The following is a 20650-nucleotide window of genomic DNA, read 5'->3' as shown; positions in this document are numbered from 1 at the left end:
AGGTGCGTCATGAAAAATAGACCTAATCGTAGTAGCGCTGTTTTTCGAAACTGGCACTTATCCAGTTCTGTACGCTCGCGCCCATATGCCTATGGCTTTTCATCAGCTGATTTTTCCCAAGCTGAACCTGAACTATGGTTTCCTGTTGTGCTTAGCCCGGCCCTGTCTCATGAGTCGTCAGAGAGCCTGTCAAAGCCAGAGCTGTTGAGAGCGCATCTCTACCATTTAGTATATTTTATGGATTACACAACGGCGCTCGAAATGACTCATGTTAATCAAGCCATAAACTGTATGGTGAGTGGTGATTTAGAAAGATATTTTGATGAGGGTGAGCGCCGTACTGCTTTGAAGCTCTATGCGGATGAGGGATACCATGCGCTGTTCTCAAGGGAGATCGCAGACCAGGTGGCAAGCCACTTTGGTTTGTTGCGAATGAAATCTGCCAGACTAGAAAGATTAGATCAGGTAGTGAGGGAGAGCCCGTTAGAGTTCAGGTGTTTAACCAGATTTTGTATCGCATTCGTGTCTGAAACTTTGATAACTCATGAGTTATATAAGCTGTCTCGTGAGTCTCTTGTTACGCCTGTCGCGCATATGCTTAGTGATCACCTGCACGATGAAGGGCGTCATGCGATATTTTTTTCCGATTGTTTTGCTCGTTTGTGGTCGCAAATTGCTATACGTGAAAAAGACTATATAGTGCAAGTGATAATTCAGGTGCTGGCTGAATTCGGTCGGCCCGATATAATATTTCTGCACTTGGTTTTTAAAAGTCGGCCTGATATTGGAGTGAAAGTTGCTGATGGCCTAGAGGCTAATTGGGTAAAGCGAATGCCCGAGATTTCTGAAATGACGCTTCGAGCAATTCAGGCTACGGATTTACTAGATGATGAGATCTATTTTTCGAAATTCAACGCTGCGGGATTGGTTTTTTGAAGCGGGCTATGGGCTCGGCCAATAATTTTTTTCACTTGATTTTATTGGTTATGTTGTGTCTCTTAGGCGTGTTTCCGTTGGATGTGATCCTTCCATCATTTCCCGCGCTAGCGGATGAGTATCGCGTCGAACCGAAGTATATAGCTTATTCCGTGAGTTTTTTCGCCTTTGGTGTTGCTTTGTCGCAGCTGGTGATAGGCCCATTGTCGGATGTGATGGGGCGTAAAAATTTGTTGCTAGCTGGCCTGGGGATATCCATTCTGGGAGCGGTCGGCTGTATTTTTTCTACAACTTATGAGACATTCATAACGTTCCGCCTAGTACAGGCTGTTGGTTGTGGTAGTTTCGTTTTAGGTCAGGCCCTGGTGCAGGATCTATATGTGGGTAAACGGCGCAACGCCATGCGTATTCTCTTGACGAGCGCAAGTGGGCTGTTTATCTCGTTATCACCAATTGCAGGGGCCTTTATCCAACAGTCTTTTGGTTGGGAAGGTGGTTTTACAGTGTTCGTAGTTATTGCGGTTATTGTTTCATTTCTGTCATGGGTGCTGTTGAACGACACATCAATACTCTGTAGGCGTGCGCTATGCTTACGCATCTTTATTATAATGTTGAGTGACTCGAAATATCTTGCGAATTCAATGCTTTCAGGTCTTGCATTTTCCTGTCACTTTTCCTTTATTGTGATCGCGCCTTTGTTACTAATGGACCTAGTCGGTCTGACGTCTTATCAGTTTTCGATTGTATTTATCGCTTATGGGCTGGCGTACGTAGCCGGAGGAGCAGGTGCGGCTTTCTTGAATAGACGTGTCAGCCCGCAAGCTCAAATCAGAATGGGGTTCATGCTTATCGGCGCTGCGGGAATCATGATTTTGTTTTGGGAGAGAGTGGCAGGGTTAACGGTAGCGGGAATTATGTTGCCGATGATCATATGCACTACCGGGACAATTTTGGTGCGCCCGGCTGCCACTACTCAAGCCTTGGCTCGTTACCCTGAGCAGGCAGGTGCAGCCGCATCACTGAATATGACATTGCTATTCGCAAGTGGCGGCTTTGCTGGCAGTCTCGTTGCATCTGGCCAGAGTGCGCTTCCGATAAGCTTGGGGCTGTTGTTCTTGGCCTGCACAGTAAGCGCATGGCTACTGCTTTTATGCATTAAGGGCGATGAGGTTCAGCGTTGTTAATCGGTTGATTAAGCCCATAAGCCAAACAGCACCAACGCCGCAACACCCAGCCCAACCGCAATCGAACACCCACCCAACGACAGTGCCGCCCGGCCTTGCCGGTACCAACCGTCATGGCCCAGCTGCCGTGCTGGGGCCAGCAGGCTGCGCCAGCGCAGCTCTGTATCGTGAAACGCCTGCAAGTTAGCCTGGTCCGCATCCAGCCAACGGCGAAAGTCGATTCGCTCGCAGGCCGTCACCTGGGGGCTTTGCAATCGCACATACCATTGCCCGGCAACACTCGCCAACACATCGCGGCGGGAGCGGCCTGCTTGCAGTGCCTGGTCCATATGCCGCTCGATGCTTGCCAAGGGCAAATCGAGCCGGGCAGCGATGCTGGCAAAGTCCAGTTGGTCGAGGCGGTTGAGCAGGAACACTTGCTGGACACGCCGAGGCAGCCGTTTCAAGGCGTGCAACAGTTCATTGTCGGCATCGTGCTCTGTGGTTGGGGATTCGTGCTCAAGGGGCAGCAGCAGACGGGTCATGGACAGCTCCTTGCTCAAAGGGGGAGGGATGGGGGCATCTTCCTTGATGCGTAATCAGCGTAGTGGAAACGAGATTGATTCTCAAGTGCTGATTCCGCAAAGTTTTGTAATGAGCGTTCACGGTCTGACACACTTTTGCTATCATGCCGGCCATTCACGATCTTCATTAGCCTGAAGAGCCAAAAAAAAGACCCGGCAAAAAGCCGGGTCAAAAACCGTGATTAGCCTGATGAGGAGATAATCTGAGAGCGACCTAAGCTCCAGGTTATCCAGCAGATCTCGCGATCAGCTGAGTGCAATAATAATCGTTATCATTTGCCAGTCAAATGATATTTCGCTAATTCGGTAAAAAAGTTTTACCGATGCGCTTCCTTGTCCCGGCAATCGGGGCCATTGCCGTTACCCGGCCGTCACGTCTCTCCCTTCCTTTTTTACCTACAGACCCGTCTGCACGGTGCGTTTGTGCTCCAGCAGTGCGCGTGCCATGTCCATCATGTGCATCAAGGCGAAGGTCAGCTCGCGCTGCGTACCGTGCTGGTGCACGGCGGTTTCTTGTGCGGTGGCGGCGGCGCAGCGGAGCAGGGCGATGGCGTGCTCCTGGGCTTGGTCACCGGTTACGCCTTCGTGCAGGGTCCAGATTTTGTTCTCGATGGTGGGGCGTGGCGGGTTGGGGTTGAGGTAGTAGTCGAGGGCGCGGCGGGCCGCTTCGCTGTCGAGATCTGTTTCTTCGTTTTTCGGTGGTTTCATCCTGATACCTGCAAATGCCAATAGGGAAAAGGTTCAGGTCGATACTAATACCTTAAGTATTTTCGTGCTTTCTGATAAATAATACAGGATGTTTATTGAGCGCTTGAAGGCAGTCCGTATCGTGCCAGCGATGAATATGGATAAATGGATTGCCCTCGTCCGTGACCGGATGGAGGAGCTTGGGCTCACCCAAGAGCAGCTAGCCGAACGCGTTGGCGTGTCTCAAGGCAGCGTGGGGCATTGGGTGAACAAACGGCGCCAGCCGAAGATCGAGTCGATGAACCGCACGTTCGTCGAGATTGGCATGCCCCACTACAACGTCAGCTTGCAACTGCGCATTGTGGGCCAGGTAGGCGAGGACCGCGGCAGCTATGACATGGATGACACCGACGATGACCTGGACCTCATGCAATACATCGTGTGCTTCCGCTACCCGGTGCTGGGCTGGGATGAGCTAGAGGGGGCAGAGGCGAGCGTATTCGAGCAGACGGACTACCTGGCCAAGGGCAAGGCTTTCTGGCTGACCGTTGAGAATGAAGCGATGAGCGCCGCCAGTGGCCGCAGTGTGCCGCAGGGGATGCGGATGCTGGTGGACCCTGGGGTGGAGGTTGAGCCGGGGCGTTTGGTTATCGCTCGGCAGCCGGGCAAACCGGCGATTTTCCGTGAGCTGGCTGAGGAAGGTGGGCAGCGGTATTTGAAGGCATTGAACAGCAATTACCCAACGCTGTTGTGCGAAGACGGCTGTGAGTTTTTGGGGGTGGTTGTGCGGGTGCATGGCAGCTTCTAGCGTACTAGGGCTGCTTTGCAGCCCTTTCCGACCGGCCCGGTGCCCTGGCAAGGCCGCTATTGGATGCACGGCTGGGTTGTCGTGGCGCCTGTGAGATCGAGCGCCGCCCGCGCGGCGCTTCGCAGCACAAGGCTGCTCCTACAGGTGTTTCGGGCCAATTATTCCTGTGGCATGGGCGCGCGGCCCCTTGGTTCACTCCACCAGCTCGACCAGCACGGTCCCTTCGCTGACCATATCCCCTTCCTGGCAGAATAGCGCCTTCACCGTGCCGGCATGCGGCGCACGAATGCTGTGCTCCATCTTCATGGCCTCCAGCACCACCAGCGCTGTGCCGGTTTCTACCACTTGGCCCGGCTCGACCAATACCCGCACGATGCTGCCGTTCATGGGCGCGCCCAGGCCGCCTTGGTGGCTGTGGCTGGCCTCGGCTTCGGCGATGGGGTCGAAGGCTTCGATGGCATGCATTTCACCTTCCCAGCGCAGGTACAACGTGCCTCTGCGGCGTATCGCCAGGTGCTGGCGGCGCACCCCCGCCTGGTCGTGCACCAGTTGCTCGCCGTTGAGTTGCCAGGTGGATGTCGCGCTACGTTCCAGTGCCACCGCCTGGTCTTGCCCGGCGCTGGTCAGGTGCAGGCTGCTGCGCGCGGGCAGGCCCAGGCGCAGGCCATTGCGTTCAGCCCACGGCGAGCGGTTGTCGTCGTCCCGTTGCTGGCCGGCCTGGCCTTGCAGCCATGCTTCTGCGGCGGCTTCCCAGAAGGGCGCTGGCAGCGCTTGGGGGGCGGGCAGCAGAACGTCCTGGTGACGTGGGATAAACCCGGTGTCGAGCTCGGCGTCGGCAAACGCTGGGTGCGCGAGGATACGCCGCAGGAAGGCGATGTTGGTTTTCAACCCGCCGATGGCAAACTCATCGAGCATCGCCAGCAGGCGCAGGCGTGCCTGCTCACGGTCTTCACCCCAGGCAATCAGCTTGCCCAGCATCGGGTCGTAGAACGGCGACACCACGTCCCCCTCGCTGACCCCGCTGTCGACCCGGCGCCCTTCGCCCGGCGCCGACTCGCGGTACAACGTCAGCGTGCCAGTGGCGGGCAGAAACTCGTTGGCTGGGTCCTCGGCATACAGGCGCACCTCGATGGCATGGCCAATCAGCGGTACCTGGTCCTGCGTGATCGGCAACGCCTCGCCACAGGCGACGCGGATCTGCCAGGCCACCAGGTCGAGGCCGGTGATGGCCTCAGTGACCGGGTGCTCGACCTGCAGGCGGGTGTTCATCTCCATGAAGAAGAACTCGCCACGGGCATCGAGCAGGAATTCCACCGTGCCCGCACCCACATAGCCGATGGCCTGGGCGGCGCGCACCGCGGCCTCGCCCATGGCCCGGCGCAACTCGGGCGACAGGCCGGGGGCGGGGGCTTCTTCGACCACCTTCTGGTGGCGGCGCTGGATCGAGCAGTCACGTTCGTTGAGGTACAGGCAGTTGCCGTGCTGGTCGGCGAACACCTGGATTTCTACGTGGCGGGGCTTGAGTACGTACTTTTCAACCAGCATGCGGGCATCGCCGAACGACGATTGCGCCTCGCGCTGCGCCGAGGCCAGGGCGTCGGCCAGTTGGCTTTCGTCCTCGACCACTTTCATGCCCTTGCCACCACCACCGGCGCTGGCCTTCAGCAGTACCGGGTAGCCGATACGTTCGGCGGCGGCGCGGAAGGTTTCCAAATCTTGAGCTTCACCATGGTAGCCCGGTACCAGGGGCACGCCGGCAGCTTCCATCAGTGCTTTGGCCGCTGACTTGCTGCCCATCGCGTCGATGGCGCTGGCCGGTGGGCCGAGGAAGATCAGCCCGGCGTGTTCGATGGCGCGGGCAAAGCCTGCGTTTTCTGAAAGAAAGCCATAGCCCGGGTGGATGGCCTGGGCGCCGCTGGCTTTGGCGGCGGCCAGCAGTTTGTCGACCTGCAGGTAGCTTTCGGCGGCCTTGGTGCCGCCGAGGTCGACGCGGATATCGGCTTCGCGGCTGTGCCGGGCGTCACGGTCGGTGGCGCTGTGCACGGCGACGGTGGTCAGGCCCATCGCCTTGGCGGTGCGCATCACCCGGCAGGCGATTTCACCGCGGTTGGCGACCAGCAGGGTGGTCAACGGGGTGCGGCTCATGGGCGCGGCTCCTTGTTGTCGTCGGTTTGCCAGGCAGGGCGGCGCTTTTCGAGGAAGGCGCGTAGGCCCTCCTGGCCTTCGGCGCTGACGCGGATGCGGGCGATAGTATTTTCGCAGTAGCGGCGCAGGGCAGGGCTCAGCTCGCCGTCGTCGACCTCGCGTAGCAGGTCTTTGCTGGCGCGCAGGGCTTGCGGGCTGTTGAGCAGCAGGTTGGCGACCCAGGCCTCGACGTGGGCATCCAGCTCGTGGGCGGGGTACACCTCGGCCAGCAGGCCCAGTTCACGGGCACGCACGCCGCTGAAGCGCTCGGCGGTGAGGGCGTAGCGGCGGGTGGCGCGTTCGCCGATGGCCTTGACCACGAATGGGCTGATCACGGCCGGGGCCAGGCCGATGCGCACTTCCGACAGGCACAGTTGGGCGTCTTCGGCGCCGATGGCCATGTCGCAGCAACTGATCAGGCCCAGGGCGCCGCCAAAGGCCGCGCCTTGCACCACGGCCAGGGTCGGCGCCTTGAGCCGGTGCAGGGCGTACATCAGCTCGCCGAGCTCGTGGGCGTCATCGAGGTTGGTGTTGAAGTCCAATTGCGCAGACTGCTGCATCCAGGCCAGGTCGGCGCCGGCGCTGAAGTGCCGGCCACGGCCACGCAGCAGCAGAAAACGCAGGCTGCTGTCTTCGGCGATCTGGCCGAGGGCGACGATCAGTTCCCGGATCATCTGTGCGTTGAAGGCGTTGTTCTTGTCTTCGCGGCTGAGCCACAGGGTGGCGAAGCCGCGAGGGTCCTTGACCACTTCTAGGGTGCTGAAATCGCTCATGGGTCACATCCGGAAAATGCCGAAGCGGCTCTGTTCGATCGGGGCGTTCAGCGCGGCAGATAACGCCAGGCCGAGCACGTCGCGGGTTTGCGCCGGGTCGATAACGCCGTCGTCCCACAGCCGGGCGCTGGAGTAGTAAGGGTGGCCCTGGTGTTCGTACTGATCGAGGATCGGCTGCTTGAGCTTGGCTTCGTCTTCGGCGCTGAACGGCTGGCCGCTGCGCTCGCTTTGTTCGCGCTTGACCTGGGCCAGCACGCCAGCGGCTTGTTCGGCACCCATCACGCCGATGCGTGCGTTGGGCCACATCCACAGGAAGCGGGGGTCGTAAGCGCGGCCGCACATGCCATAGTTGCCGGCACCGAAGCTGCCACCGATGATCACGGTGAACTTCGGCACCTGGGCACAGGCCACTGCGGTTACCAGCTTGGCGCCGTGCTTGGCGATGCCGCCTTCTTCGTACTTTTTGCCGACCATGAAGCCGGTGATGTTCTGCAGGAACAGCAGCGGGATGCCGCGCTGGCAAGCCAGTTCGATGAAGTGCGCGCCTTTTTGCGCGGCTTCGGCAAACAGAATGCCGTTGTTGGCCAGGATCGCGATCGGGTAGCCGTGCAGGTGGGCGAAGCCGCACACCAAGGTGGTGCCGAACAGTGCCTTGAACTCGTCGAACACCGAGCCATCGACCAGGCGGGCGATGACCTCGCGCACATCGAACGGTTGCTTGGCGTCGGCCGGCACCACGCCGTACAGCTCATCGGCAGCGTACAGCGGGGCGATGGGCGCCTGGCACTGCAGTTTGCCCAGCTTGTGCCAGTTGAGGTTGGCCACGCTGCGCCGGGCCAGGGCCAGGGCATGTTCGTCATTGTCGGCGTAGTGGTCGGCCACGCCGCTGATGCGGCAGTGCACGTCAGCGCCGCCGAGGTCTTCGGCACTCACCACTTCACCGGTCGCGGCCTTCACCAGCGGCGGGCCAGCCAGGAAGATGGTGGCCTGCTGGCGCACCATGATCGCTTCGTCGGCCATGGCGGGCACATAGGCGCCACCGGCGGTGCACGAGCCCATGACCACGGCGAGCTGCGGGATGCCCAGCGCGCTCATGTTGGCCTGGTTGAAGAAAATGCGCCCGAAGTGCTCGCGGTCGGGGAACACTTCGTCCTGGCGGGGCAGGTTGGCGCCGCCGGAGTCCACCAGGTAGATGCACGGCAGGCGGTTCTGCAAGGCGATGGTCTGCGCGCGCAGGTGCTTTTTGACGGTCAGCGGGTAGTACGAGCCGCCTTTGACCGTGGCGTCGTTGGCCACGATCATGCATTCCACACCTTCTACCCGGCCAATGCCAGCAATCACGCCGGCGGCCGGCACGTCTTCGCCATACACCTCGTGGGCCGCCAGCTGGCCGATTTCAAGGAAGGGGGAGCCTGCGTCCAGCAGGCGGTCGATGCGTTCACGCGGCAGCAGTTTGCCGCGTGAGGTGTGCCGATCCTGGGCCTTGGGGCCGCCGCCCTGCGCAATGTGCGCGAGCAGGCCACGCAGGGCCTGGACCTGTTCGAGCATGGCCGCGCTGTTGCCGGCGAATTCCGCCGAACGCGGGTTGATCTGGGTATGCAAGGTAGCCATGTGCGCCCGTCCCTTGTGCTCAGCGGGTTTCGTTGAACAATTCGCGGCCGATCAACATCCGGCGGATTTCGCTGGTGCCAGCGCCGATTTCGTACAGTTTGGCGTCGCGCAGCAGGCGGCCCGCCGGGAACTCGTTGATGTAGCCGTTGCCGCCCAGAATCTGGATCGCTTCCAGGGCCATTTGCGTGGCGCGTTCGGCGGTGTACAGGATGACCCCGGCGGCGTCCTTGCGGGTGGTTTCGCCGCGGTCGCAGGCCTGGGCCACGGCGTACAAGTAGGCGCGGCTGGCGTTGAGCTGGGTGTACATGTCGGCGATCTTGCCTTGGATCAGCTGGAACTCGCCGATGCTTTGGCCAAACTGCTTGCGGTCATGGATGTAGGGCACCACCAGGTCCATGCAGCTTTGCATGATGCCGGTCGGGCCGCCGGACAGCACCACGCGCTCGTAGTCCAGGCCGCTCATCAGCACGCGCACGCCGCCGTTGAGTTGGCCGAGGATGTTTTCTTCCGGTACTTCGACGTCATCGAAGAACAGCTCGCAGGTGTTGGAGCCACGCATGCCCAGCTTGTCGAACTTGTTGCTGCGGCTGAAGCCTTTCCAGTCGCGTTCGACGATGAACGCGGTAATGCCGTGCGCGCCCTTGTCCAGGTCGGTCTTGGCATAGATCACGTAGGTGTTGGCGTCGGGGCCGTTGGTGATCCAGGTCTTGCTGCCGTTGAGCACGTAGCGGTCGCCGCGTTTTTCGGCGCGTAGCTTCATCGACACCACGTCGGAGCCGGCATTAGGTTCGCTCATGGCCAGGGCGCCGATGTGCTCGCCGCTGATCAGCTTGGGCAGGTACTTGAGCTTTTGCTCATGGGTGCCGTTGCGGTTGATCTGGTTGACGCAGAGGTTGGAGTGGGCGCCGTAGGACAGGGCGACCGAGGCCGAGGCGCGGCTGATTTCTTCCATCGACACCACGTGGGCCAGGTAGCCCAGGCCGGCGCCGCCGTACTCTTCCGACACGGTGATGCCCAGCAGGCCCATGTCACCGAACTTGCGCCACATGTCGGCAGGGAACAGGTTGTCGTGGTCGATCTGCGCGGCGCGCGGCGCCAGTTCGGCGGCGACGAAGGTGCTGACCTGGTCGCGGAGCATGTCGATGGTTTCGCCCAGGGCGAAGTTCAGGGAGGGGTAATGCATGCGGGGGCACCTTCTTGTTCTTGAAATTGGGTAACACCGTAGCTCATGGACTTTTCATCGTCCCCTGTGGGAGCGGGCTTAGGTCGATAGATGCGATGTCGTTCTCACCTTTACGTTAACGTAAACCTGCTAACAGGCACTGTCAATCGCCTCATCACCTTTACGTAAACGTAAATCTGCGCCAGAGTATCTCCCGCTTGCTTCAGTCGTGCCCAGAACAACCACAAGAAGGGACACCCATGAGTCAACCGAGCTATACCCGCGGTCGCCAGGACCGGCCCTTGCTGACCCAAACCATCGGCCAGGCCTTCGATGCCACCGTGGCCCGCTGCGCCGATGGCGAAGCGTTGGTGGCGCGCCACCAGGGCCTGCGCTACAACTGGCGGCAGTTGGCCGAACAGGTCGATGTGCACGCCCGCGCCTTGATGGCCCTGGGCGTGAACACCGGCGACCGCGTGGGCATCTGGTCGCCCAACTGCGCCCAGTGGTGCATCCTGCAACTGGCCAGCGTCAAGGTTGGCGCGATCCTGGTCAACATCAACCCGGCATATCGCGTCGGCGAGCTGGAATACGTGCTGCGCCAGTCCGGCTGCCGCTGGCTGGTGTGCGCCGATGCCTTCAAAACGTCGGATTACCACGCCATGGTCCAGGGCCTGGTGCCGGAGCTGGCCAGCGTTGCCCCCGGTGAATTGGCCAGTGAAGGCCTGCCTGAGCTGCGCGGGGTGATCAGCCTGGCTGCCCAGCCGCCGCAGGGCTTCTTGCCCTGGCAAGCGCTGGCCGAGCGGGCAGGGCAGACCACGCTCGAGGCCTTCATGGCCCGCCAGCAAAGCCTGCAGTTCGACCAGCCGGTGAACATCCAGTACACCTCCGGCACCACCGGCGCGCCCAAGGGCGCCACCCTCAGCCACTACAACATCCTCAACAATGGCTTGATGGTCGGCGAAAGCCTGGGCCTGACCTCGGCCGACCGCATGGTGATCCCGGTGCCGCTGTACCACTGCTTCGGCATGGTCATGGCCAACCTCGGTTGCATCACCCACGGCAGCACCATGGTCTACCCCAACGACGCTTTCGACGCCGAGCTCACCCTGCGCGCCGTGGCCGAAGAACGCGCCAGCATCCTCTATGGCGTGCCCACCATGTTCATCGCCATGCTCGACCACCCGGCCCGTCAGGCCATGGACCTCTCGAGCCTGCGCAGCGGCATCATGGCCGGCGCCACCTGCCCGATCGAAGTGATGCGCCGGGTTATCGACCAGATGCACATGGCCGAAGTGCAAATTGCCTATGGCATGACCGAGACCAGCCCGGTGTCCCTGCAAACCGGCCCGGACGACGAGCTTGAGCTGCGCGTGACCACGGTCGGGCGCACCCAGCCGCAGCTGGAGAGCAAGCTGGTGGACGCCGACGGCTGCATTGTTGCCAGGGGCGAAATCGGCGAGCTGTGCACGCGGGGCTACAGCGTGATGCTCGGGTATTGGGACAACCCGCAGGCCACGGCAGATGCCATCGACCCCGCTGGCTGGATGCATTCAGGTGACCTGGCCGTGATGGACGAACAAGGGTATGTGCGTATCGTCGGGCGCAACAAGGACATGATCATCCGCGGCGGCGAGAACATCTATCCGCGCGAGTTGGAGGAGTTTTTCTATACCCACCCGGCAATCGCGGATGCCCAGGTGATCGGCATCCCGTGCAACCGTTACGGCGAAGAAATCGTGGCCTGGATCAAACTGCACCCCGGGCACAGCGTCACGGTCGATGAGCTGCAGGGCTGGTGCAAGGCACGCATCGCGCACTACAAGGTGCCGCGGCATATCCGCTTTGTTGACGAGTTCCCGATGACCGTTACCGGGAAGGTGCAGAAGTTCAGGATGCGGGAGATCAGCGTTTCGGAAATCAACAGGACCTGTTGATTCAAGGCACCCGTCTTGTTCATAACAGCTAATGCGAGCATGAACCGACGTTGACCCTCCGTGCACCAGGCTGCGTACACACTGAAACCACTTAGTGTGTACGCAGCCTGGTGCACGGGGCTATTCAGTCTCGTTTATCCTATTCAGCAAGTTACCAACGGTCTCAAGTTCGGACAGTTCACTATGGGAAATGTTGAGCCCGTTGAACCCTCTCGCCAGGGCCTTGGCCCATCTATTTCCATCTCCATTAATGTCAAAGAGCGATGTTGCCTCGTCGATGTCGTCTTTATAGCCTAGATGCTCTTCCAGGAACGCTTGGAATGTCTCAAGCGTTGTGTTTTCTGTTGTGCTCATTGTGGTGTCCTTGTGTGGGTTAAAATGCAAAATCTGTTTACGGCCCGGGGCTGTTAGCATTACAGGTTCTCAGTCAAGGGGCACGTCTGTTATGGGGAGTGTGTAGCTTTCGTTATTGACCTCGCTTTTTAATGTGAACGTATTATTTTTTTTGTCGATACTGATCAGGGTACCACGGGTGTAATAGGCGTTGCCGTTCCCTGTCCATCGGGGGATTCTGATTTCCTTGTTCATGTTTTTTTCCAGGTACGCAATCTTCTTGGTGATCAGGTCAGCCTCTTGATCTTTTTTAAGCCTGTAAGCGTCTTCGGCTTCCTTGCGGGCGTCGGCGGCTTTTTTCGCTGCGGCTTTTGCCTCGTCGGCCGCGCTTTTGGCTTCCACCGCCGCTTTTTCTGCGTCATCCGCTGTTGTTGCGTTGTCGGCTTTTTCTCTGGCAGTCTTGGCTTTGCTGGCTGCGGTTTTGGCTTCGGTTGCCGCTGTATTGGCCGTCGCCAGTTGATCTGCAGCTTCGGTGGCTTTGAGTGCATCGGCGTTGGCGTCGTCCTGCGCGGCCTGACTCCACGCAGCGGCCTCCTGATCAGCCTTCATGGCCTCGGCCAAGGCGCTAGCTCGGCGCTGGATTTCAAGACCCTGCGCAGCCAGGCTTGCAGCGACTGCGTCAGCGGCTGCTTTGAGTGCTTCGTCTCTCGCCGTTTCTGCTTTGGTGGCTTCGGTATTGGCTTCGTTCACCTTGCCAGAGGCCGACGCCGCTTCGGTTTTTTCTCTGGCTGTTGTGGCTGCTTTGGCAGCGTTCTGCGCAGCAGTGACCGCCTGCGTTGCTTTGAGCTTCTCGCCCGCTGCCACAGAGGCAGTCAACGCGGGGGCAGCGGCAGCGGCCTCGGCGGCGAGCATTGCTGCGATGGCCACCTGTTCGGCTTTCTTGGCGCTGACAATTGCATTGTGGGCATTGCCAGTCGTTTCCGATGGATTCTCAGTTGTTCCAGATGGATTTTTAGTCGAGGCGGGGATGTCGGCGACGTTGACACCGGTTTGCTGCAGTAAAGTTTTTACAGCCTTACGAAAGTCGGCCGAGCCGTCCAGCGCGGAGTAGATGACATGCACTTTAATATCCTCGAGCTTACAGGTGTCACCCTCAAGCAAACTGGAGTTATTTTTCGCGCCACGCGGAAATTCGAGCCTCCAGCTGGAAAGCAATCCGGTGCCTTCGAATGGCTGGTAGCGAGACTTATCGGGAATTGAGGGTTGTAGGTCATAGCTGATGAATTCTTTTTTAGTTGCCCAGATGGCAATCTTCTGGCCAGGGTTCAGGTTTAGCAATACGTTTTTTGGGTTGCCACCTTCGACGCCGTAAAGGTAATTTGCGCCGTCGGAATCATCTTTTAGCAACACCCTGTTGGCTGTCTGGTAGAGCATGCCCGAGGGCGAAGTGGGTACAGTGCCCTTACGGTATGTGAACGTGAGAAAGATGTGCTCGATCCTGCGCATATAATGGCCGGGGAAGTGCTTGTCGAAGTGGTGGGGGGCCAGTTCGAAAAGAATCTCATCTTTTTCCAGTGCTTTTTGAAGTGTCTCCTTGCTGAAGCCGAGGTCCTTCACCAGGGAGAGCTCAGCGTGAATATCCAGTGGCCGATGGTTCTCACGAATGGCGGCTAAGTCCATCTCCATCAGATCGCGCTCCAGTGCCTCGCCGGCGAGCATGCCACGCCAGTTGTCGAGCCAGCTGTCGGTTCTGATCCAGGTTGTGCTGAAGTCGCCCAGTTCGTACTGCAGGCAAGATTCGGCCATCAGGCACAACGAGAGGGTGGCATCGTAGGCGCTGCTGTAGATATCCGCCATGCGTCCGATCAGCCAGAGATACGTCGGGTAGCTGGTGAATACGGAAGTCATAATTTCATGTTCGGTGCGGTGAGCCGCTAGGCGGGTGCGGGCCTCTTCCATGGCGATGGAAGCGGCGCGGACACGGATGTCACCCTCTCGTAGTTGCTTGTCGATGACCTTCAGCTCGAATGACGCCTGGTCAGCTTCAAACTGCCATTGCTGAGAGCGCAGTTGGTATCCGGCGCGCAGGCGCAAGTCGTCGCCCACCAATTCCGATATCTTGCCCAGCGCTTCGAAAGTTATCGCCATCCTGGCCATCCCTTGATTAGGCTGGGCGTTGCCGAACGCCATGCCGAAGATTTTGGGAATCGTGTCTAGGATACCGGCCTTGTACTGGAATGGAATCGAGGTTGCATAGCATCCTTGGGCTACACCGCCGAGTGCCATGGCCGCGGTTTCCAGCTCGGTGATGCCTTCATTCACCAGCCCTTGGTAGTAGGCTTGCTTTTTCAGCACCATCTGCTGACTCGCCATTACGGTATCCCGCTCGCGCTTTGCCAGTTCCAGCGCCTGCTCTTGCAGGCGGCAGGGGAATTCCAGCAGCTTGATGATATGTTTCTTGCTGGCCAGGGCGAGTTTTTGTGCCGCCTCACTTTCATAGAGCCGCAGCTGTGTCTGCCCCAGCTCGATCAACTGCAACACGGCCTCTCCTGCGCATTTGCGTACCTCCTCGTAACGGCAGGGTGGCACCACCCGGGCAACGGTCACCGTGCTGCTTTGGTCCTGCTCTGCGTTGCCATGGCCTAAGGCGAGCAGACCGATGACGTTGGGGTCGAGCATGATCGAGGCCGGCTTGCCATCCAGGGTCAGGCCGTGGCGCAGGTTGAATAGGCGATTACGCAGCAAATTGCGTAGCTCGACGAGTTTGTTGTTGAGCGGTGGTGTGAAGGCGTCTGTGCAGGCATCGGCCAGGGAGGGTGCTTGGGTGGGTGCGCTCGATAGGTTCTCCGGCAGCACGCCGATTAAGCGCAGGGCTTTGTCGTAACACAGGGCAGCCTCGACCAGTGAGTCGGGGTTGAGCATGCGGTACTGGTCGTCACCCTGGCGTTGCCAGTTTTCCACCACGAACAGGTGCAGTGCCTTCCGGTATCTCTCCGGTTCGGCGTAGGCCAGCAGGTAGGGGTCGTTTAATTTGTCGGCGGTTGCATAGGTGTTGAGGTCGAGCAGTGGTTCGGTGAGCCAGTGCCGTGGTGGGTTATCATCGTCGGGTACCCAGGTACGGTACGGGTCGAACAGGTGGCGGGTGCACGAATGCCAAGCCAGGCGGTATTCGCGGTTCTGGCGTTGCAGCCAAGCGATCAGGAACGGGACGTGGAAGAACAGTTCCCAGAAGTAGAGGCCATTGGCGCTGCGGAAGTCGACTGTGGTGGCCGAGCTGCCGGGTTCCAGGCGTGGCTCTGTCAGATGCTGGGCTTTCCACGAGAGGGCCTGCTCAAACGACTGCGTGGCCAAGGCTACCAGTTGCTTACCGAACAAGGTGTTGAGGCGCAGGCTTTGGACGCTCAGTTTGTGCTCTGTGACTGCTTTCTCATTGGCTTCAGACAGGTCAAGATACAGTGCCTGCTGGTCGTTACGCCTGATGAACACGCTGGGCACAGAATCATCCCGTTTGCTTACCAAGGTGTAAACTTCTTGCACAGAGGCGAGCGATTCGTCGTCGAACGCTTCATCAAAGACTTCAAGTTTGAGCGTGAGTTCAGTGATATCCCGATTAATTGGGTATTGGCAAAGGGCCTGGGATTGGTCATTTTTTAGCAGCACGTCCTCGAAGACCATGATGTGTGTGGGGTCGAGGTAGAGCAGGATTCTGAGGCAGCTTTCAGGGTGGTAATGCCGTAACCGAAGCGCAGCCTTTAACAGGTTTTCTGGCAAGGCACTGTCTGCCTGCTTTATTTCCTCGACTTCTTTGCTGATAAAAGCGGTGATAGCGTCGGCCGCACTGCTGAGCGTTGATTTTCGAGCCCGGGCAATGGCTTCGCCATAGGCCAAGCGGCCTTGGTCATTGGTGTTTTCGGATATGCCGAGTTGTGAGTAGTATTCGGGCAGCGTCGTGTAGCGGGTTTTTAATAGTGCCTGCTTTAAAGAATTGAAGAGAGTTGGGTTTTGGCTGGGGAGAGTGTTGAGTTGGCTAAGCGCAGGGGTTTTGAGCCGTTGCAAATCTTCTTTAGGTAGGGTCCAGGTTGCATGGGGTGCATTGGAGGGTGAAATGGTTAGTTTCGACCTTAGACGTGAGAAAGCAGTTTGTTTGTATGATTTTGTTATAAGTTCTGCGCTGCTAAGTACGGAATGATTTGTGGCAGGATTATGTATACTGTATTTTAAATAATTGATCGTATGAAGTTTTTGAGCGATTTCTTTATCTATGGTTTCGTGGAGCTCTTGTTGAGCTAGAGTGCTTTCAAGTGAAAACACAGTTAGTGTGGTGTAACGTGCTGTGAATAGTGTGTCTCTTGTGTCTCTTGTGTCTGTTGGCAGCTTAGAAATGTAAAGCCTTATTTCATTGGATTTATAGCAGCTTTTTGATAGGAAAGTTGCCTTTGTGATAAGTTTGTACTGCTTCGTGTTGCCGGCTATTTCGTGGAGTTCGATTGTGATAGTTGCAATTTTTTCACCCTTATTTTTAAGTTGATCTTCATGGTCGTATCTGATGACTGTAAAGGGCTCTGAGATAAAGAGTGTTGCAGGTAACCATGTATCCTGCATTTCGGCCGAAATGTTGATGTGTTTCTGATCGTTGGATAATGGGGCTTTAATGTCTATTGTTCCTAAGGATGGAATACCATATTTCTCGGTCAGGGTGTCCTGTTTCGAGGCGGTGAGCCACGACAGTTGCTTCTTGGTATTGTCCTTCGGTTGCAGCTCGATAAGTGGGCCTTTGTACGGGTGCTGAACCGTTCGTGGGTCGTTAAACAAGTCAAACCAATTTTTTGCTAAATTTTCTTGGATGGGTTTTTTTTCGTTGTCAATGTCTAGCGATTTGCTTTCCAGTAACAATAGGTCCTTCATCACAATAAAGTAATTGTCATCTTTTATGGCGCGCGAGGAGGCATTGAATAATAGTACGGTCAACCAGGGATCATCCAGTCGATCACCTTCAATGTTAACCATGACCATCAGGCCAGGTTTGAACTCTTTGGTCTTTAGATATTTGTTTTCCGATAATTTGAATTCGAATTTTCCCTTGTCATCATGCCCATCCAGGCATAACAGTTCATTGGTAGGGGTCCACATACCGTCTGTCTGCTGGTAGCTGAAACAGACCCGCAGGGCGTAGTAGTCGCTAGCTTTGCTGTCGTCGCCCATGGGAATTGCGCTGTTATCGCGCTCCACCCAAACGGCATAGCGACGCCCTGCGATAACAACCGGGCGAACCAGGTCGATATAACCACGCTGGTCCTCCGTAATCCGTTCTTGCGTGGCGTCAAACGCTCGCTCGTTAGCCTTCTCTTCCTCATCAGAGCCTTTTCCTTTGACATATTTCGAAGCTTTGGGAAGTGGGGTTACTGCCATCTGCCCGTTGACCGTAAATGTGATTTTTTCCCACTCGCTCCACGCCAGCATGCTTGGCGCACTTGTGGCGTCCTTCTTGTCGCGTTTGGACATATCCAATGTTCGCCAGTAATACTCGGTAGGCTCGACGTTGGTCTTGCCGATGAAGTGATAAATATCCTTCAACGGTGAAGTGCCGTTGGCATACACCGAAATCGGCTGAATATTGCTGACCTTCTCAAAGGAACTGAGGTAATCCAGCATCGCAATATTGACTTCATCCTCCGTGCACTTGCCCTGGGAGAGTGCGGTTTCCAGGTCTTTGAACGCGGTGGTCTTGCGCTGGCGACGGGTGGGGTCGATGAAGTTTTGCGGTTCGTTTTGCGCGTCCTTGCGCAGCTTCCAGCGTTCGTAACTGCTGCTGAAATTTTCCCACTCGTCATGTTCATCTCTGGTGATCTCGGTGTTGCGGTAGCCGTTTTCCAGGTGCGAGTGAATCTGATGCAGGTAGCGCTGCAGGCTGGCGGTGGCCGAAAGTGTGCGAGTAGTGAGCGGTTCGTGGGACACCTGCAGGTCGATCAGCAGGTAGTCGGCCAGGGTCTGCGGGCTGATGACCCAGTCACGCGCGACGTCCTTAGGCGCCCAATGGACGATCATCCATTGCATCAGCGCGTCACGCCAGGCGATGCTCAGTTGTGCGTCGAGTGCCTTGCGCTGCTTGTTGGAACAGCCCTTGCGAAGGGCGATGGCAGCTTGCTCGAAAGGCGCGTAGTCCTTGGCCTTGGGAAGTGTGCCCAGTTCGAGCAGGGTGTCTACCGCAAGGTGGTGCTTTTTCGCCTGTTCAAGTAGGCGCAGTAGCCGATCAAGTTCCTGCAGCGTCGAGGGCGGCGCCGTGCCTGCCAAGGCGGTAAGCGCGCCGCTGGGTTGGCCGAGCAGCCGTTCCAGCGCGCTCCAGGCGTTATTGCCCCGGGTGCCCTCCAGCGGGCCGCCGGTCTCGGTGTCAAACTCGGCCAGGTATTTCAACACATCGGGCTCCCCCTGACCCGGTGCCAGCCCGGCCAGCAGAGCTTTGTAGCGACTGAATTGATAGACGGTGGTGAGGTCGAGGGGGCGCCAGGTGTTCTTCTTCTTGCCTTTGAGGGCGAACCAGCCAGGGTTCAGCGAGACTTGCATGAGCATCTTGGCGCTGAGGTTGAACAGCTTCATCACGTCGCTGTGGCGCTGCAGCGTGGACCACTGCAGATAGTCGCTGGCCGTGAAGCAACTGAGTGCAGTGGAGCCCTTGGGGCATTGCTGGGCAATGGCTTTGATCCTGTCAGTCAGTGCTTGGGGGTCGATCTTTGCCCAACGCAGCAGGGGCTCTACAAGGTCCTTGGCCTCAAGCCCCAGCGCGTTGCGCAGTGCCTCGTGCAGGGCGTCGAGGCTCTGGGTAGTGTCGGTCCTGAATGCGTTTTCCCATGCGCTCGAAAGGTAGGGAACCTGTTGACTCAGCAGCCTGGCCAGTCGCTGGGTATCCATCCCTTGCTGCTGCACCCACTCCATGGCCTGGGTCACGCCGGTGATCACGTCGACGATGTCCGCTTGGCCGGTTTCCCCCAGTAAGCTCGGCTTGCCGGCCAGTTGCTGGCGGTAGATGGGTTGTTCGTCCATCAACAGCTCAAGCAGGCACAGCCCTTGCTGGGTGGAGGTGCCGAACACGCGTGCCAGGGCAACGATCCGGTAGCAGGCCGAAACCACCGCCAATGACCGTGTTGGCTTCGCCAGGCCCTGGGCGGTGGTGACCCAGCCGAGGATTACACGCAGCAAGGCGTCGTCCAGGTTCAGCGCCAGGCAGAGCTGCTTCACGGTCAGCCCGTCGTCACCGCTGGTGGCCAGGGGATCGAACTCACTGTCGTCGAGGGACAATATAGGCGCTGCGGGCTTGATCTCGTCATTGTTGGCCGGTGCGAACAGCTGGTCGTAGAACGACGCCTGTCGGTCAGTAGCGTAGGGCGAGATGGCATCGATGAGCGCGGCATATTGCCAGGGGGTGACCTGGTATTTCTGTTGCAAATGGCGGAATTGGCCCAGGGCGCGCAGGGTGTTGCCAGTCAGGTGGTAGTCTGCCTGCTGACCCTCTGCGCGTAGCGCGGCCATTACCAGCCCATCGCACTCTGCGGCGCTCAGGCCCAGGGCACGCTGTACGCGCAGGATGCGTAGCATGCGGTCAAGGTGGGCGTCCGTGAGGCCGGTGATTGCCACGGTCTTCTTCGCCGACGGCTGCGCTGACTGCGACTCGCTGAGGTACAGCGGTGTGCCTGCATTGTTGATGAATGTCGCGCCGTGCACCGCGCTCGATGCAGCGGCTGCCGAGGCAACATAAGCGCTGCCTTTCACGGTGGTATTGCCCTCACCGACAGCGTCTACGGCCAACAGCTTGCGCAGCTCTCGCCGGGTAAGCCCCAGCGCTTTGGTCAGCTTCTGTGTGGTATCGATGGACACCAGTGTCAGGTTGTCCTGACTTTTTTGGCTCAGCAAGAGCGCCTGCAGTTGTGGTGCGCAGCCGTTGCTCAGCAGGGTGGCGGAGCGCAGGGTCGCCAGGGCGAGGTTGTCGAAGATGAAGGCGGGGTAGCCTGCATCGGGGCTGTTCAACACGTCCAAAAGCAGTAGGTTTTTGGCTGCCAGGGTGGCCTTGATCGACTCCCAGGCATAGTGGAAGGGCACGTTGGCGTTGTACACCCCCTTGGCAACCGTCGGCTGCAGCGATTGCTTCGCAGTCAGGGCCTCTTGAGCACGGCTTTCCAGCAGGCCCAACACAAGACGTACCTTGGGCAGGATTTTACGGGTGGTCTTGTCGTCGAGTGTTAACGCCAGCAGGTCAGGGCGCCGCTTGAGCAGGGTGATCGGCTCGCTGGCCTTCGCCCGCACCTCGAACGCCAGGATCAATTCCTTGAGATGGACTAGATAGGCCAGCCGGCTGTTGTTAGCCATCAGCGCTCCGGGGGCACAGCGGGTCTGGTCATCCGTGAACAGGCCCATGTAGGTAGCGGCGTCTGGACGTTTAGCGGGGGCTGAGTTGCTGCTTGCCGAGGTGATGTCGTTCAT

Annotated in this window: 12 protein-coding genes; 4 read left to right on the top strand and 8 right to left on the bottom strand. The window is 58.4% G+C overall.

The genetic code is table 11. The features are described from left to right. The first annotated feature begins 9 nt into the window (after nt 1–9). Complete coding sequence (locus tag GIB19_RS11325; RefSeq protein ID WP_274885990.1) at nt 10–936, top strand: diiron oxygenase; 927 nt, start codon at nt 10–12, stop codon at nt 934–936. Then, nucleotides 933–2120: an MFS transporter gene (locus GIB19_RS11320; protein ID WP_374707408.1), complete on the top strand. Its 1188-nt coding sequence runs from the start codon at nt 933–935 to the stop codon at nt 2118–2120. The genes GIB19_RS11325 and GIB19_RS11320 overlap by 4 nt, the downstream gene beginning before the upstream one ends. An 8-nt stretch (nt 2121–2128) precedes the next feature. Here the strand turns inward: GIB19_RS11320 and GIB19_RS11315 are convergent, their stop codons facing one another. Together GIB19_RS11315 and GIB19_RS11310 are read right to left on the bottom strand one after the other, a co-directional pair. Beyond that, nucleotides 2129–2644: a DUF4880 domain-containing protein gene (locus GIB19_RS11315; RefSeq protein WP_274885989.1), complete on the bottom strand. Its 516-nt coding sequence runs from the start codon at nt 2642–2644 to the stop codon at nt 2129–2131. A 435-nt stretch (nt 2645–3079) separates the two neighbouring features. Beyond that, nucleotides 3080–3391 (bottom strand): DUF6124 family protein, encoded by a 312-nt coding sequence (locus GIB19_RS11310; protein ID WP_027592789.1) that lies wholly within the window; start codon nt 3389–3391, stop codon nt 3080–3082. An 88-nt stretch (nt 3392–3479) separates the two neighbouring features. Here GIB19_RS11310 and GIB19_RS11305 point away from each other — a divergent pair, with 88 nt between their 5' ends. Beyond that, complete coding sequence (locus tag GIB19_RS11305) at nt 3480–4178, top strand: LexA family transcriptional regulator (protein ID WP_033693983.1); 699 nt, start codon at nt 3480–3482, stop codon at nt 4176–4178. Between the two features lie 192 nt (nt 4179–4370). On the opposite strand, the gene GIB19_RS11300 is transcribed toward GIB19_RS11305, so the two are convergent. From GIB19_RS11300 to GIB19_RS11285, 4 genes are read right to left on the bottom strand one after another with little or no spacing between them, the layout of a single operon-like run. Then, entirely contained in the window at nt 4371–6323 is a 1953-nt protein-coding gene (locus tag GIB19_RS11300; protein ID WP_274885988.1) for an acetyl/propionyl/methylcrotonyl-CoA carboxylase subunit alpha, read from the bottom strand. Further along, on the bottom strand, nt 6320–7135 hold the full coding sequence (locus tag GIB19_RS11295; protein ID WP_099454772.1) for a gamma-carboxygeranoyl-CoA hydratase: 816 nt from the start codon (nt 7133–7135) through the stop codon (nt 6320–6322). The genes GIB19_RS11300 and GIB19_RS11295 overlap by 4 nt, the downstream gene beginning before the upstream one ends. Nucleotides 7136–7138: 3 nt before the next feature. Further along, on the bottom strand, nt 7139–8746 hold the full coding sequence (locus GIB19_RS11290) for a carboxyl transferase domain-containing protein (RefSeq protein WP_186703726.1): 1608 nt from the start codon (nt 8744–8746) through the stop codon (nt 7139–7141). Nucleotides 8747–8765: 19 nt separating this feature from the next. Continuing rightward, entirely contained in the window at nt 8766–9929 is a 1164-nt protein-coding gene (locus GIB19_RS11285; RefSeq protein WP_027592784.1) for an isovaleryl-CoA dehydrogenase, read from the bottom strand. A 239-nt stretch (nt 9930–10168) separates the two neighbouring features. Between GIB19_RS11285 and GIB19_RS11280 the strand changes: the two genes are divergently transcribed. Next, complete coding sequence (locus GIB19_RS11280) at nt 10169–11845, top strand: AMP-binding protein (RefSeq protein WP_274885984.1); 1677 nt, start codon at nt 10169–10171, stop codon at nt 11843–11845. Between the two features lie 120 nt (nt 11846–11965). Here GIB19_RS11280 and GIB19_RS11275 read toward each other — a convergent pair whose 3' ends face one another. Together GIB19_RS11275 and GIB19_RS11270 are read right to left on the bottom strand one after the other, a co-directional pair. Continuing rightward, nucleotides 11966–12199 carry a hypothetical protein gene (locus GIB19_RS11275; protein ID WP_099428781.1) on the bottom strand — a complete coding sequence of 78 codons (234 nt, stop codon included), beginning with the start codon at nt 12197–12199 and terminating at the stop codon, nt 11966–11968. A gap of 69 nt (nt 12200–12268) precedes the next feature. Continuing rightward, nucleotides 12269–20650 carry a Tc toxin subunit A-related protein gene (locus GIB19_RS11270; RefSeq protein ID WP_274885983.1) on the bottom strand — a complete coding sequence of 2794 codons (8382 nt, stop codon included), beginning with the start codon at nt 20648–20650 and terminating at the stop codon, nt 12269–12271.

This window comes from Pseudomonas sp. ITEM 17296, assembly GCF_028895205.1.
Lineage (GTDB): Bacteria > Pseudomonadota > Gammaproteobacteria > Pseudomonadales > Pseudomonadaceae > Aquipseudomonas > Aquipseudomonas kermanshahensis.
Note: the sequence above shows the minus strand (reverse complement) of the source record. Positions and strands in the feature narration are given on the sequence as shown.